The sequence below is a fragment of the Actinomycetospora chlora genome, from assembly GCF_039542135.1.
GTDB classification, from domain to species: domain Bacteria; phylum Actinomycetota; class Actinomycetes; order Mycobacteriales; family Pseudonocardiaceae; genus Actinomycetospora; species Actinomycetospora chlora.
This window is the reverse complement of record NZ_BAABHO010000069.1, coordinates 1-14,048: the sequence shown is the minus strand read 5'-3', so window position 1 is coordinate 14,048 and position 14,048 is coordinate 1. Positions and strand designations below refer to the sequence as shown.

Below are 14,048 nucleotides of genomic sequence, written 5' to 3'. Positions count from 1 at the left end.
TGGGGGTAGCCGCCCTGCTGCGGGTAGCCCTGGGGCTGGCCGTACTGGTCGTAGCCCTGCTGGCCGTACCCCTGCTGCGGGTAGCCGCCCTGCTGCTGCGGGTAGCCGCCCTGCTGGCCGTAGGGGTCCTGCTGGTTGTAGCCGTCGCGACCCTGCTGGTCGTCCGGGTAGCGGCCGGGTGCCTGACTCATGGGCTGTTCTCCTGCGGATCGGGGGCTCGCGGCCCGTCGCCGCGACGCGTCGGGGTCAACGGACGACCTGGTGCGGAACTGTCCCGTGTGCAGCGCGTCGGAACGCTCCAGAGAGACTACGACCTCACCGTATGTCTCCCACCCGCCCTCTGTGAGGTGCTCCTCCACGACCTCGACGAGCGAGTGGGTGATGGTCTCCTCGTCGCCGGCCAAACGTTCGTGGTCTGCGGGACTGAGCACCACCGTGTACTGATTGGGCGCCAGGCGACGCCCACCTGCCAACTCTCGCACGCCGTCCTCCGCCTCCCGGCGAAGGCCCTGTGCGATCTCCTGCGGGACGACCTTGCCACCGAACACACGTGCGAAGGCGTCACCCACCAGACCTTCGAGCTTCCGCTCGAAGCGCTGCGCGCGCCCCACCGCGATCCCTCCTCGTCCGACGTCCGCACGGTCGTCCCGACTCACCTGCTGCCCCGTTCGGCATGTCGCCACACCGGCGGGGCGGCATCGATGGTATCGGTCGCCACCGGCGGGGCGCCGACCTCCTTCCGAGGGGCCGGATCTGCCCGTGCTAGCGTTCCCGCCAGATCACTCCGGGCGAGTGGCGGAATGGCAGACGCGCACGGTTCAGGTCCGTGTATCCGAAAGGATGTGGGGGTTCAACTCCCCCCTCGCCCACCCACCCTGCAGGCCCCGGTCGTGACCCACGGCCGGGGCCTTTCGTCTTTCCCGGGAGAGGAGCCCGCCCGATGCACGACGCCCGCCTCCTGCTCGAGCTCGGTGACGAGGCGGTGCGCCGCCTCGCCCGACGGGGGTACCAGCTGGACCTGGTCGAGCTGCAGGAGATGTCGTCCCGGCGGGCGCGCGCGATCGGTGCGGTGGACGAGCTGCGGGCCGAGTCGAAGCGCGCGGCCGCCGAGGTCGGCAGGGCCGCGAAGTCCGGGGCCGGGTCGGCCGACGTGGACGCCCTCAAGGAGCGGGCCCGCGAGCTCAAGGACCACATCCGGTCCGCCGAGGAGGAGGTCGACGCCGCCGGGTCCGCGCTGCGCGACCGGCTGCTGACCATCCCCAACCTGCCCTCCGACGCGGCCCCCGACGGCGACTCCGACGCCGACGCCGTCGAGGTCCGCCGGGTCGGCGACCCGCCGGCGTTCGACTTCACCCCGCGCGACCACGTCGAGATCGGCGAGGCCACCGGCGTCCTCGACCTCGGCCGCGCGGCCAAGCTCTCCGGCGCGCGGTTCAGCATCGCCCGCGGTCCGGGGGCCGTGCTCGAGCGCGCGATCGCGTCCTTCTTCCTCGCGCTGCACACCGGGCGCCACGGCTACACCGAGTTCTCGGTGCCCTACCTCGTCACCGGCCCGACCATGACCGGCACCGGGCAGCTGCCGAAGTTCGAGGAGGACCTGTTCAAGACCGGCACCGGGGACCGGGACCTCTACCTCATCCCCACCGCCGAGGTGCCGCTCACCGCCCTGCACGCCGACGAGATCCTCGAGGCCGAGACGCTGCCGCGCGCCTACACGTCGTGGACGCCGTGCTTCCGCTCCGAGGCCGGCTCCTACGGGCGCGACACGCGCGGCATCCTGCGGCTGCACCAGTTCTCCAAGGTGGAGCTCGTGCGGATCTGCGCCGCCGAGGAGTCGGACAGCGAGCTGGAGACGATGCTCGGCCACGCCGAGACCTGCCTGCAGGAGCTCGGGCTGGCGTACCGCGTCGTGCGGCTCGCCGCCGGCGACATGGGCTTCAACGCCCGGCTGACCTACGACATCGAGGTCTGGCTGCCCAGCCAGGACACCTACCGCGAGATCTCCTCGTGCTCCGACTGCGGCACCTTCCAGGCCCGTCGCTCCGGTATCCGCAGCAAGGACGCGCAGGGCGGCCGCGGGCAGGTGGCCACGCTCAACGGCTCCGGGCTGCCGATCGGGCGCACGATGGCCGCGGTGCTCGAGCAGTGCCAGGACGCCGAGGGCGGTGTGGTCGTCCCCGAGGTGCTCGTGCCGTACACGGGCTTCCGGCGCCTGCGGCCGGACGGCACCACCGAGTAGCCACCCGGGGAGCTACCGCCTGATGGCGGCGAGCTGGTGGGCGTGCCCCACCAGCCGGCCCGCCGGGTCCCACACGCGGCACGTCTCGTGCATGCGGTCGACCCCGGCGTGGTGCACCCACTGCGAGACCCGCAGCGGGCCGGGCACCGGGGCGGTGACGACGTGCGCCGAGAGCGACATCGTCGGCGACCAGCCCGACAGGCCCATGTCGAACGTCGCGGGCGGCAGCACGTCGAGCGCGACGAGCAGTGCCTCCGCTGACCACGGCTCGTCGGGATCGAGCGACACCCATCCCGAGATGCGGCCCTCGCCCGAGGGCTCGCCGCGCAGGAACCCGGTGGTGGCCGGGTCGAGCCGGGTGTCGACGACGTCCATCAACGGCAGCGAGCCGCGGCCGTCGTCGGTGGTCGACGGGCTGCGGGGGCACTGCTCGCGCGGCGTGAGCTCCGGGGCCGGGGGCTCGAGGTCGTCGGGGGAGGGCACCGCGGGCGGCCCGAGCACGCAGGCGACCTCGACCGACGGCCCGCCCTGGTCGAGCAGGACGCGCACCTGGGAGGCGCCGCGCCCGAGACGCAGGACCGTCACCTCGAGCGTGGCGGGACCCGGCTCGGGCGCCCGCAGGAACGTGCCGGTGACGGCCTGCGGGCAGGTGTGGTCGGGACGCTGCTCCTCGACGGCCGTCCGCGCGGCGCGGGCGGCCACCGCGAGCAGGTAGCCGCCGTGCAGCTTCGGCCCGATCGTCCACTGCTCGTCGAGGAGGATCGTGTACCGGCCGGGCTCGTCGGTGGGCTCGGGCCGGGTGGCCTTCTCGAACTCAGCCACGCGCGCTCCGGCGCCGGCGGCTCACGACGGGTGGTTCACGACGGATGGGTTCACGACTGGGGCGGGCGCGGCCAGTCGGCGGCGTCGTCGCGCGGCGGGTGCGTCGGGCGCACCGGCTCGGTGGGGCGCTCGGTCGGGCCGCCGCTCGCGCTGCCCGTGGGCGGGCCGACGGGACCCGTCGGGGGCTCCGGCGTGACCGGGCCGGTGGCGGCACCCGGGCCGGCCTGCGCGCCCTCGGCGTGCGCGGGCGTGGTGTGCGGCGTGCCGGTGGGCGTCGTGCTGCCGGGGGGCTGCGCCCCGGCCGGGTGCGCGCCGGGGGTGCCGGGCGTCGTACCGGGCGCTGTCGGGCCCGACGGCGTGCCGTCGCCCGCCGCCGCGCCGGGGGCCTGCGGCTCGCCGTGCGTGCCGGCGCTGCCCTGCTTGCCCACCCAGCCGACGCCCTCGCCGACCTTCGCCTCGGCCTTGCCGATCTGCTCGGAGTACTTGCCGCCGGTCTTCTGGTCGACCCAGCGCGCGGCCTTGCCGAGGGTCCCGCGGATCGTCTCCTCGTTGTCGGAGACCTTCTTGCTCACGGTGTCGCGCAGGTCGTTGACGAACTGCTTGCCCTGCTGCGCGTAGTCGTCGCGGCTCATGGGTCCTCCCGTGACCAGGCTTCGGACCGTGACCGTACCCGCGTCGAGGGGACCGCCACACCCGTCCGCGACGCCTCCTGCGCGGCCCGGTGCTGTCGCGGGTGACCGTCGGTGCGGCAGGGTGGCCGTCGGGCGCGCCGGACGGGCCAGGCACGATGGTCGGGCGGGCCCGGGCCCCGGCGACTCGTGCCGGGGCCGGACGGGACCCGGGAGACGGCACGGCGACGACCGGCCGGAGCAGGCGATCGAGGAGGCGCGCGGGCGTGAGTTCGACGGAGGCGGGCCCGCCGCCCACAGTCGGCGGCGGGCGCTACACCCTCGGCGACCTCATCGGGCGCGGCGGGGCGGCGGAGGTGTTCCGCGCGCGCGACGAGCTGCTCGGGCGCGACGTCGCCGTCAAGCTCTTCCCCGCGGGCGTCGGCGAGGCCGACGAGTCCCGCCGCCAGCGCGAGGTCCAGACGCTCGCCGGCATGAACCACCCCGGCCTGGTCACGATCTACGACGTCGGCCAGGAGCGCGACCGCGCCTACTTCGTCATGCAGCTCATCGAGGGGGAGTCCCTCGCCGACCGCATCCGCAGCGGTCCGCTGGCGCTCGGCGACGTCGTCGCCCTCGGCGCCGCGCTCGGTGACGCGCTGACCTACGTGCACCGCCACGGGGTCGTCCACCGCGACATCAAGCCCGGCAACGTCCTGCTCGACACCGACGGGCGCCCGCACCTCTCGGACTTCGGCATCGCCGTGCTCGCCGACGCGACGAACATCACGGCCACCGGCATGGTGATCGGCACCGCGTCCTACCTGTCGCCCGAGCAGGTCCGCGGCCAGCAGGTCGGCCCCGCGTCCGACGTCTACGCGCTCGGCCTGGTGCTGCTCGAGTGCATCACCGCCCGCCGTGAGTACCCGGGCAACGCGCTCGAGGCGGCGGTCGCGCGTCTGCACCGGGCCCCGGAGATCCCGCCGGACCTGCCCCCGGCGCTGGGCAACCTGCTCGCGGGCATGACGCTCGACGAGCCCACCGAGCGCCCGACCACCGAGCAGGTCGTCGGGGAGCTGCGGATGCTGGCCCGCGAGGTCGGCATGGACGCGCAGACGGTGATGGCCCCGGCGCCGGTCACCGGCAGCGGCGCGATGCGCACCACGGCCATGGGGCCGGGCGCCGGCGCCACCGGTGCCACCGCCTACGCGCCGATGGGCGGAGCGACCACGGGCGGGCCGACCCGCGCGATGGGGACGCCCCCGGGCGGCTACGCCCCGGCCGCCTACGGCGCCGGCGCGTACGGGGCCACCGGTGCCTACGGCGCGGCCGACCCGACCGCGCTGGTCGGCGGTCCCGGCGGGCCGCGCGACGAGCAGGCCCCGCAGCGCGGCCGGCGCGCGGCGATCGTCGCGCTGGTCGCCCTGCTGCTCGCCGGCGGCGTCGGCGGCTACTTCCTGCTCTCCAACCGTGAGGACGCGGCCCCGCCCGCGCCCGTCGTGCCGGCGCCCGTGCTCACCACGAGCAGCACGACGACCCCGCAGGAGACGACCACCCGCTCGCGGCGCACCACCACCGAGGCCACGACCACGACGACCGTCGCGCCGGTCGTCCCGCCGACGACCACCACCACCACGAGGGTGGTGCCGCCGGTCGTGCCCCCGGGCGGGGGCACCGGCGGTGGCACCGACGGCGCCGGGGGCGGCACGGGCACCGGCGGTGGTGGCGGCACCGGTGGCGCCGGTGGCACCGGGACCGGCGGTGGTGGCGCCACCGACGGGAGCGGGGAGAACCTCTTCGGGGGCTGAGCCGGCTGGGCCCGCTGCGCTCGCCGCCGGGGCCGGCGACGAGGTCAGGCCCGGCCGAACTCCCCGTCGAGCACCCCGGCGCGGAACGCGGTCCACTCGTCGGCGCGGAAGTGCAGGACCGCGCCCGACGACGCCTCGCGCACGAGACGCTCGCCCGCGTCGAAGGTCTCGACCTCGACCGCCCCGTTGGCCGAGGGGGCGTCGCGGGCGACCTCGTCGAGGAACGCCGTCCACGCCGGCCCGTCGAGGTGCAGCACGGCGCCCTCGCCGTGCTCCTTGGTGTCACGCAGGTAGGCCGCGCCGTCGGCCTCGAGGACCTCGACGCAGCTCGCGCCGTTGGAGCTGTGGCGTGACGTCCGCCATCCAGGCGTCAGGGGTGGGCTCACGGTTGTCTCCTTGCCGCGGGGGGAGCGCCGCGCCTGCGCCGCCGGCTGCCGGCCGCGGTCGCGGCTCACGGGCCCAGCGCCGCGCGCCGGGCGCGGATCACCTCGATCGAGGCGTCCTCCGGCAGCGCCGCGGCGCGCAGTCTCCCAGCGGCCGTGCGGTATCCGCCAATCCGGTCGGGATCCTGGACGTACACCGCCCCGTCCTGGAACTCCACGTAACCGATCGATCGCGCAGCGTCGAAATCGAGGAGCGTGAACTCGCCGTCGAGCCCGTCGTGCACCGCGACGGCGAGGGGCATCACCCGGATGACGACGTTGTCCTGCGCCGTCAGGGCGAGCAGGTGGTCGAGCTGCTCGGCCATCACCGCCTCCCCGCCGACGAGGCGGTCGAGGATCGTCTCCTCGATGACGGCCTCGTAGCGCAGGGGGCGGGCGGGGTCGTGCAGCCGCTGCTGGCGGGCGAGGCGCAGGTCCACGACGCGGTCGACGTCGACGACGGGTACGCGCAGCGCGTCGGCCAGCAGCGCGGTGGCGTACGCGCGGGTCTGCAGCAGGCCGTGCAGCAGCAGCGGCTCGTAGGCGAAGGAGGCCGTCGCCAGGCCCTCGAGCCCGACGAAGGTACGCAGCCAGTCGGGCACGACGTCGGCGAACGGTGCCCACCACGTGCCGCGGTCGGCCGCCGAGGCGAGCGACGACAGACGCTCGACGTCGCCGGGGTCGGCGCCGTACGAGCGCAGGAGCCGCACGACCTCGTCGGGGCGCTGCTGGTTCTTTCCCTGCTCCAGATAATTGATCTTCGCGTGGGTGCAGTCGAGCACGCGCGCGGCCGCCGTCTGGGTGTGTCCGGCCTGCTCACGGGCTGCACGCAGCTCGTGACCGATCAGCCAGCGCAGGGCGCTGGGGTCGGTGCGGTCGCCCACCACCGGTCCTCCCCGGGCACGCGGCGCCTCCTCCCCGGCGCCGCACGTCGGGGAGAGGGTAGCCACCGACGGCGACACGGACCGGTGAACTACTCTTCGCCCTACATGTAACGGGGCGGGCGGGGAGGTCGGCGGTGGTCTCGGAACGGTCACTCGGCCCGCCGTCGGACTGGATCCTGCCCGCCGAGCCCGCCGCCGGGGTGACGACGACCACCGCCACCGGGCACCGGGCGACGCTGACCCACTGCCGGTGCGGCCTGCCGGTCGGCGGTGACGGCTACGACGTCGCGGTCGACGCCGAGCCCGGCGACGTCCTGTCGGTGACCGTGCTCGGCCAGGTCCCGGGAGTGGCCCGCTGGGACCGCGGGGCCGACGGCCTGTGGCACCCGGCGCGCTCGCGCTACCAGGCCGCGACGCCACCGCTGCCCTGGCGGGCGCTCGGGGTGTGCGCCGAGCGCCGCCGGCACCGCATCGTGCCCATCCGCCGAGCCTGATCCCGGGGCGCCGACCCGCTCCTAGCCGTGGCGCCGGTAGAGCGGCGCCCGCCCCGGGGGCTGCTCGACGTCGCCCACCGGCGGCGGGGGCGGCACGTCCAGCGTCACGGGCTCGTCGGGCGACACCGTGAACCCGTCGCCGTGGTGCACGAGCTCGAGCTCGTCCCCCTTCTCGAGGGTGTAGGTGACCTCCGCGCCCGCCACCGCCACGTGCACCGACCGGCCGCGCCACGCGACCCGGAACCGCAGGCCCGAGAGGGCCTCGGGCAGCCGCGGCGCGAAGCTCAGGCGGCCGTCGTGGGTGCGCATGCCGCCGAGGCCCATGACGACGGCCGTCCACGCGCTGCCCAGCGCCGCGAGGTGCACGCCGTCGCGGACGTTGTGCTCGAGGTCGGCGAGGTCCATCTGGGCGGACTCGCAGAGGTAGTCGTAGGCGAGGTCCATGTGGCCGGTCTCGGCGGCCATCACCGCGAGCGTGCCCGGCGAGAGCGACGAGTCCCGCACGGTGATGCGCTCGTAGTAGACGAAGTTGTCGTGCTTCTGCTGCGCGGTGAACGCGTCCGGGCACTGGACCATGGCCAGCACCAGGTCGGGCTGCTTGACGACCTGCTTGCGGTACAGGTCGAAGTACGGGTAGTTCAGCAGCAGCGGGTAGTTCTCCTCGGGCGTGTTCTCGAAGTCCCACACGGCGTGGCGGGTGAAGCCCTCGCTCTGCTGGTGCACGCCCAGCGCCTCGTCGTAGGGGATCACCATCGCGTTGGCCGCCGCCCGCCAGCTCGCGACCTCCTCCGGCGAGACGTGCAGCCGCTCGGCCTCGCGGGGCCAGCGCACCGCGGCGTCCGCCGCCCCGCGCAGGTTCTTCTGCGCCATGAGGTTGGTGTAGACGTTGTTGTCGGCCACCGCGGAGTACTCGTCGGGCCCGGTGACGCCGTCGATGCGGAACGCGCTGTCGCTGTCGTGGTGGCCCAGCGAGCGCCACAGCCGCGCCGTCGCCACCAGCAGGTCGACGCCGACCGAGCGCTCGAACTCCTTGTCCTCGGTGGCCGAGACGTAGCGCATGACGGCGTCGGCGATGTCGGCGTTGATGTGGAACGCCGCGGTGCCCGCCGGCCAGTAGCCCGAGCACTCCTCGCCGCGGATGGTGCGCCACGCGAACGCCGCGCCGTCGAGCCCGAGCTTGGCGGCGTGCGCGTAGGCGATGTCGAGGGTGGAGTGCCGCCAGCGCAGGGCGTCGGCGGCGGCGCGGGGCTGGGTGTACATGAACACCGGCAGCACGAACGTCTCGCCGTCCCAGAAGCTGTGGCCGTCGTAGCCCTGGCCGGTGAGCCCCTTCGCGCCGATCGCGCGCTGCTCGGCCCGCGCGCCGGCCTGCAGCACCTGGAACAGGCAGAACCGGATGGCCTGCTGCAGGCGCGGGTCACCCTCGATCTCGAGGTCGGCGGACTCCCAGAACGCGTCGAGGTACTCGCGCTGCGCGGCGAGCAGACCGTCCCACCCGGTGTACACCGAGGCGTCGAGCGCGGCCTCCACCTGGTCGACGATCGCGGGCTGGGAGCGCTGGCTCGACCAGCCGTAGGCCAGGTACTTGACGACCCGCAGGCTCTGCCCCGGCTGCAGGCGCGTGATCACGGTGGTGCGCCCGACGTTGTTGGAGCACGAGCTGGTGACCTGGGCGTCGTCGGGCCCGAACACCTGGTGCTCCATCGCGGCCCCGACCCGCAGCTCCGAGCGCCGCGTCTGGTGGGTCATCCGCGCGCCGTGACTGGAGTTCGAGTGGTGCTCGGGCACGAGCACGTCCTGCAGCGCCGCGGCGACCCGCGGGTCGCCCTCGATGACGGGCATCTGCTCGTTGGCGAAGAGCTCGGACTGGACGACGAGCAGCGCGTCCGATCCGGCGTCGGCGGGCACCGCGACCTCGTAGGAGATCGCCGCGACCGCGCGCTGGGAGAAGGAGACCAGGCGCTCGGAGGTCACCTGCACGCGCTGGCCGTTCGGGGACGTCCAGTCGACGTGGCGGGTGAGCGTCCCCGAGCGCATGTCGAGCGTGCGGTGGTGGGCGTGCAGCTGGCCGTAGCGCACGTCGAGGGGCTCGTCGTCGACGAGCACGCGCAGCAGCTTGCCGTTGGGGACGTTGACCAGCGTCTGGCCCTCGTCGGGGAACCCGAAGCCGCCCTCCGCATGGGGCAGCGGCCGCGACTCGAAGAACGAGTTGAGGTAGGTGCCGGGCATGGCGTGCGGCTCCCCCTCGTCGAGGTTGCCGCGCATCCCGACGTGCCCGTTCGCCAGCGCGAACAGGGACTCCGTCTGCGGGAGCGCGTCGAGGTCGACGTGGGGTTCGTGCACGGTCCACGGGTCGACGCGGAAGGCGTTGGTGATCACGGGGGCTCCTCGGGTCGACGCGCCGGGAGCGTCGCCGATCTCCCCGCGAGGGTCGGGCGGAGCGTAGCCGTGCCGGTCGGCCACCCGGCCTACGGTGGTGGTCATGGCCTCCCGCGTCCGCATCCCGCGCACCGAGCTCGACGTCCACCCGCTCTGCCTGGGCGGCAACGTCTTCGGCTGGACCGCCGACGAGGCGACGTCCCACGCCGTGCTCGACGCCTACCGCGCGGCCGGCGGGAACTTCGTCGACACCGCGGACTCCTACACGTGGCGCGTGGAGGGCAACAGCGGCGGCGACTCCGAGCGCGTCCTGGGCTCGTGGCTGTCGTCGCGGGGGCGCGAGGACGTCGTCGTGGCCACGAAGGTCGGGTCGTGGCCCGAGCGCCCCGGGCTGGGGCCGGACAACATCCGGGCCGCCTGCGACGACTCGCTGCGCCGGCTGGGCACCGACCACATCGACCTCTACTACGCGCACCGCGACGACCCGGACACCCCGGTGGAGGACGCGCTCGAGGCGTTCGACGGGCTCGTGCGGGCCGGGAAGATCCGACACGTCGGGCTGTCGAACTACTCGGCCGAGCGACTCGGGACGGCCCTCTCGCTGGCCGAGCGCCACGGCCTCGCGCGGCCGGTGGCGCTGCAGCCGCACTACAACCTCGTCGAGCGCGCGGTCTACGAGGACGACCTGGCCGTGGTCGCCTCGTCCGCCGACCTCGGCGTCATGCCCTACTTCGCGCTGGCCAAGGGGTTCCTCACCGGCAAGTACCGGCCGGGCACCGACGCCGTCGCGGCCGCGGACACGGACGGCCCGATGGCGTCGGCGCGCGCCGGCGGGGCGATCGCCTACCTCGACGAGCGCGGCCGGCGGGTGCTGGGCGTGCTGGACGAGGTCGCGGGCGCCCACGGCGTGCCGGTCGCCGCCGTCGCGCTGGCGTGGCTGGCCGAGCAGCCGACCGTCACGGCGCCGATCGCCTCCGCGCGCACCGTCGACCAGCTCGCGACGATCCTGCCCATGGCCGAGCTGGAGCTCGCCCCCGACGAGCTCGCCGCGCTCACCGACGCCTCGGAGGACACGCGGCTGGACGCGTGAGCACCGCCCGTGTCTCATGGTCACCGTGAGCGCGCTCTCCTCCGTGCACCGCGCCCTGCAGGTGCTCGAGGTGGTCGCCGCCGCCGGTGACGGCATCACGGCCAAGGCGGTCGCCCGGCGCCTCGAGTACAACCTCTCGACGACCTACCACCTGCTCGACAGCCTCGTCAGCGACGGCTACCTCGTCCGGCTCGAGGACCACCGCGGGTTCGGGCTGGGCCACAAGCTGCCGGTGCTGCACGACCGGCTCGTCGCCCAGCTGCCGGTGCCGCGCGGGCTCGGACGGATCCTGCGCTCGGTGCACCGGGCCGCCGCGGCCGGCGTGCTCTACGCGGCGTTCCGCGGCGGCGAGGTCGTGGTCGTCGCCCACGACGACTGCGCCACCCACCCGGTGCCCGTGATCTCCTCCTGGCGGGGCGCCCTGCACGCCACGGCCGTCGGGAAGCTGGTGCTCGCCGAGTGCGAGGAGGGCCTGCGCACCGACATCCTCACCCGTGACGGCCTGCCCGCCCTCGCCTACCGGACGATCACCGAGCGGGCCGACCTGGAGCGCGAGCTCGAGGCCGTGCGCCGCCGGGGCGTCGCCACCGATCGTGGCGAGTTCCACGAGCGCCTCGCTTGCCTGGCCGCCCCCGTGCGCCTCCCGGACGCCGAGGGCGCCCCGATGCTGGTCGGCGCGGTCGCCGTCGCCGTGCCCGTCGTCCCCGCCGGCGGCCCCGGCAGCATCGCCGACCGCCGTGAGCGCCTGGAGACCGCCGTGCTCGCCGGTGCGGACCGGGCAGCGGGCGCCCTGCTCGCGCCGGTTTCCGGTGGGTGGGAGAGCCCCGGGACCCGGGCCGCCTCCCACGGATAGCGTGCCCGCCATGAGTGCCCGGACCACCGCCCCGTTCCGTGCCGACCACGTCGGGAGCCTGCTGCGCCCGCCCGCCCTCAAACAGGCCCGCGACGACCACGCCGCCGGCCGCCTCTCCGCCGACGACCTGCGTGCCGCCGAGGACGACGCCATCCGCGACGTCGTCGCCATGCAGGAGGACGCGGGCCTGCAGGCGGCCACCGATGGCGAGCTGCGCCGCAACTCGTGGCACATGGACTTCCTCTACCAGCTCGACGGCGTGTCGTCGTCGAAGGACTCGTCGGTCGAGGTGGCGTTCCGCAACGCCTCGGGCGACCTCACGTTCGCCGCCATGTCGCTGGTGATCGACCAGCGCATCGGCCTGTCGACCACGATCTTCGGCGACGCCTTCTCGATGCTGGCGTCGACCGTCACGACCGCGGTGCCGAAGCTGACGATCCCCTCGCCCTCGATGCTGCACTACCGCCTCGGTGGCGCCCCGGTGCACGAGGGCTCGCCGTACTCCGACCCCGACGACTTCTGGAACGACCTCGCCGCGGCCTACCGCGACGAGGTGTCTCGGCTCTACGAGCAGGGTGTGCGCTACCTCCAGCTCGACGACACCTCGCTGGCCTACCTCAACGACCCGGCCCAGCGGGAGTCGATGGCCGCCCGCGGCGAGGACGCCGACCACATGCACGTGCGCTACGTCGACACCATCAACGAGGTGCTGCGCGACCGCCCGTCCGACCTGCGCGTCACCACGCACATGTGCCGCGGCAACTACCGTTCCTCCTGGGCGGCCGAGGGCGGTTACGACTACGTCGCCGAGACGGTCTTCGGTGGCCTGCAGGTCGACGGTTTCTTCTGCGAGTACGACGACGCCCGCTCCGGCGACTTCTCGCCCCTGCGCTTCCTGCCCCGCGGCGACCAGCAGGTCGTCCTGGGTCTCGTCACCACCAAGACCGGCGAGCTCGAGGACCCGGACGTCCTCAAGCGCCGGATCGAGGAGGCGACGAAGTACGTGCCGATCGAGCAGCTCTGCCTGTCGCCGCAGTGCGGGTTCTCCTCGACGGTGGAGGGCAACGACCTCACCGCCGACCAGCAGCGCGCCAAGCTCGACCTCATCGTCTCCGTCGCCCAGGACGTCTGGGGCTGACCGCGCCGGGCGCCTCGCCCGCGCCCACCTCGCCCGCCGGGACCGAACGAACGGCGCTCTCGCTGCTTCCGAAGCAGTTAGAGCGCCGTTCGTTCTTCACAGCTCGCGGCCGAACGCCTCGAGGTGTCCGTCGTCCGGGGGAACGCGCTGGTCACCGCGTCGACGAGCCGTCCACAGGCCCGACGGTGCTCCACATCCGGGTCGCTCGAGGTGGTGGCCGCGTCGTCCGACGGCCCACGCTCCCGCGGTGCCTCGTCGACCGCGCCGACCCGGACCGACACCGATCGAGCTCGTCGCCCTCGCTCCCCACCGGGTCGTGGCGACAGCCGACCTGGTCGCCGCCGGTCTGTCGTCCGCGACCGTCGCACGCCGGGTCCGGCGCGAGATGTGGCAGCGGTTGTTGCGGGGCACCATCCTGTTGCAGAGCGGACCGGCCACGCGCGAGCAGCTCGTCCACGCTGCCCTCGTGTACGCGCGGCCGGACGGTGTGATCACCGGTGTCGAGGCAGCCCGACGGCACGGGTTGCGGCGGCTGCCGGCCACCGAGGAGGTGCACGTCCTGGTCGGCGAGCATCGCCGGCTGGCGTCGTCGGCGTTCGTCGTCGTCGAGCGGACCGAGCGCCTCCCGCTCGCCGTGGTCCGTGATGACGTGCCGGTCGCCCCGCTGGAGCGCGCGGTGATCGACGCCGTGCGGCGCACGAGCAGCCGTGACGAGGTCCGGGCGCTCTTGGCCGAGGTGCTCGGCGCTCGCCGCTCGACGGTCGCCCGGCTCCGCGACGAGCTGGCCGCCGGGAACCAGCGCGGGAGCGGCCTGCCTCGCGAGGTCCTGGTCGAGATGGAGGACGGCATCCGCTCCGCCTCCGAGGGCTGGGCGCGGGACCTACACGCGGCGAGCGACCTCCCGCCCGTGCTGTGGAACGCGCCCCTGATCGGCCCGGACGGCCGCTTCCTCGGGAAGCCGGACGCCTGGTTCGACGACGTCGGGCTCGCCTGGGAGATCGACTCCGACGAGTTCCACCCGAACGGCGAGGACGCCACCGCTCGCCGGCACGGGGACTTCGTCGCCGCCGGCGCGATGGTCGTCCACCACCGGCCGCGGCGGCTCCTCACCGAGCCGCAGCGCGTGATCGAGGAGGTCTGGAGCCACTACCTCCTCGCGGCCACCCGCCCGCGCCCGGCGATCCGGGCGACCTCGATCGCCGCTTCGTAGCCTGCTTGGCCGATGGCCCACGGCCGTTCGCTGTCTGCCCGAGAACACGAACGGCGCTCTCGCTGCTTCCGGGCGGGTTCTCGGGGTCGTCGCAACACCCC

General features: G+C 74.4%; 13 protein-coding genes and 1 tRNA gene. 8 read left to right on the top strand and 6 right to left on the bottom strand.

Annotation, left to right across the window (positions count from 1 at the left end):
* Window positions 1–611, bottom strand: a 611-nt coding sequence (locus ABD994_RS27940) for a DUF3662 domain-containing protein (RefSeq protein ID WP_345423694.1), incomplete at its 3' end; no start/stop codon positions are given.
* A 175-nt stretch (window positions 612–786) separates the two neighbouring features.
* Between ABD994_RS27940 and ABD994_RS27935 the strand changes: the two genes are divergently transcribed.
* Together ABD994_RS27935 and serS are read left to right on the top strand one after the other, a co-directional pair.
* Window positions 787–869, top strand: a tRNA-Leu gene (locus ABD994_RS27935).
* A gap of 71 nt (window positions 870–940) precedes the next feature.
* Window positions 941–2,239: a serine--tRNA ligase gene (gene serS / locus ABD994_RS27930; protein ID WP_345423691.1), complete on the top strand. Its 1,299-nt coding sequence runs from the start codon at window positions 941–943 to the stop codon at window positions 2,237–2,239.
* A gap of 12 nt (window positions 2,240–2,251) precedes the next feature.
* On the opposite strand, the gene ABD994_RS27925 is transcribed toward serS, so the two are convergent.
* Window positions 2,252–3,061 (bottom strand): thioesterase family protein, encoded by an 810-nt coding sequence (locus ABD994_RS27925; RefSeq protein WP_345423688.1) that lies wholly within the window; start codon window positions 3,059–3,061, stop codon window positions 2,252–2,254.
* Between the two features lie 50 nt (window positions 3,062–3,111).
* Entirely contained in the window at window positions 3,112–3,693 is a 582-nt protein-coding gene (locus ABD994_RS27920; protein ID WP_345423685.1) for an antitoxin, read from the bottom strand.
* 263 nt (window positions 3,694–3,956) lie between these two features.
* Between ABD994_RS27920 and ABD994_RS27915 the strand changes: the two genes are divergently transcribed.
* Window positions 3,957–5,477 (top strand): serine/threonine-protein kinase, encoded by a 1,521-nt coding sequence (locus tag ABD994_RS27915; protein ID WP_345423682.1) that lies wholly within the window; start codon window positions 3,957–3,959, stop codon window positions 5,475–5,477.
* A gap of 44 nt (window positions 5,478–5,521) precedes the next feature.
* Here ABD994_RS27915 and ABD994_RS27910 read toward each other — a convergent pair whose 3' ends face one another.
* Window positions 5,522–5,863 carry a DUF397 domain-containing protein gene (locus ABD994_RS27910; RefSeq protein ID WP_345423679.1) on the bottom strand — a complete coding sequence of 114 codons (342 nt, stop codon included), beginning with the start codon at window positions 5,861–5,863 and terminating at the stop codon, window positions 5,522–5,524.
* Window positions 5,864–5,928: 65 nt separating this feature from the next.
* The gene (locus ABD994_RS27905; RefSeq protein ID WP_345423676.1) at window positions 5,929–6,783 is read right to left on the bottom strand and encodes a helix-turn-helix domain-containing protein; all 855 of its coding nucleotides are present in this window, start codon (window positions 6,781–6,783) and stop codon (window positions 5,929–5,931) included.
* Window positions 6,784–6,917: 134 nt separating this feature from the next.
* Here ABD994_RS27905 and ABD994_RS27900 point away from each other — a divergent pair, with 134 nt between their 5' ends.
* Complete coding sequence (locus ABD994_RS27900; RefSeq protein WP_345423673.1) at window positions 6,918–7,277, top strand: hypothetical protein; 360 nt, start codon at window positions 6,918–6,920, stop codon at window positions 7,275–7,277.
* Between the two features lie 21 nt (window positions 7,278–7,298).
* Here the strand turns inward: ABD994_RS27900 and ABD994_RS27895 are convergent, their stop codons facing one another.
* Window positions 7,299–9,656 (bottom strand): glycoside hydrolase family 65 protein, encoded by a 2,358-nt coding sequence (locus ABD994_RS27895; RefSeq protein WP_345423670.1) that lies wholly within the window; start codon window positions 9,654–9,656, stop codon window positions 7,299–7,301.
* Between the two features lie 103 nt (window positions 9,657–9,759).
* Here ABD994_RS27895 and ABD994_RS27890 point away from each other — a divergent pair, with 103 nt between their 5' ends.
* The 4 genes from ABD994_RS27890 to ABD994_RS27875 all read left to right on the top strand — a co-directional run bounded on the left by ABD994_RS27890 (window position 9,760) and on the right by ABD994_RS27875 (window position 13,947).
* The gene (locus ABD994_RS27890) at window positions 9,760–10,746 is read left to right on the top strand and encodes an aldo/keto reductase (protein WP_345423667.1); all 987 of its coding nucleotides are present in this window, start codon (window positions 9,760–9,762) and stop codon (window positions 10,744–10,746) included.
* 25 nt (window positions 10,747–10,771) lie between these two features.
* Entirely contained in the window at window positions 10,772–11,599 is an 828-nt protein-coding gene (locus ABD994_RS27885) for an IclR family transcriptional regulator (protein WP_345423664.1), read from the top strand.
* Window positions 11,600–11,609: 10 nt separating this feature from the next.
* Window positions 11,610–12,737 carry a 5-methyltetrahydropteroyltriglutamate--homocysteine S-methyltransferase gene (locus ABD994_RS27880; protein WP_345423661.1) on the top strand — a complete coding sequence of 376 codons (1,128 nt, stop codon included), beginning with the start codon at window positions 11,610–11,612 and terminating at the stop codon, window positions 12,735–12,737.
* 316 nt (window positions 12,738–13,053) lie between these two features.
* The gene (locus ABD994_RS27875) at window positions 13,054–13,947 is read left to right on the top strand and encodes a hypothetical protein (protein WP_345423658.1); all 894 of its coding nucleotides are present in this window, start codon (window positions 13,054–13,056) and stop codon (window positions 13,945–13,947) included.
* Window positions 13,948–14,048: the final 101 nt, after the last annotated feature.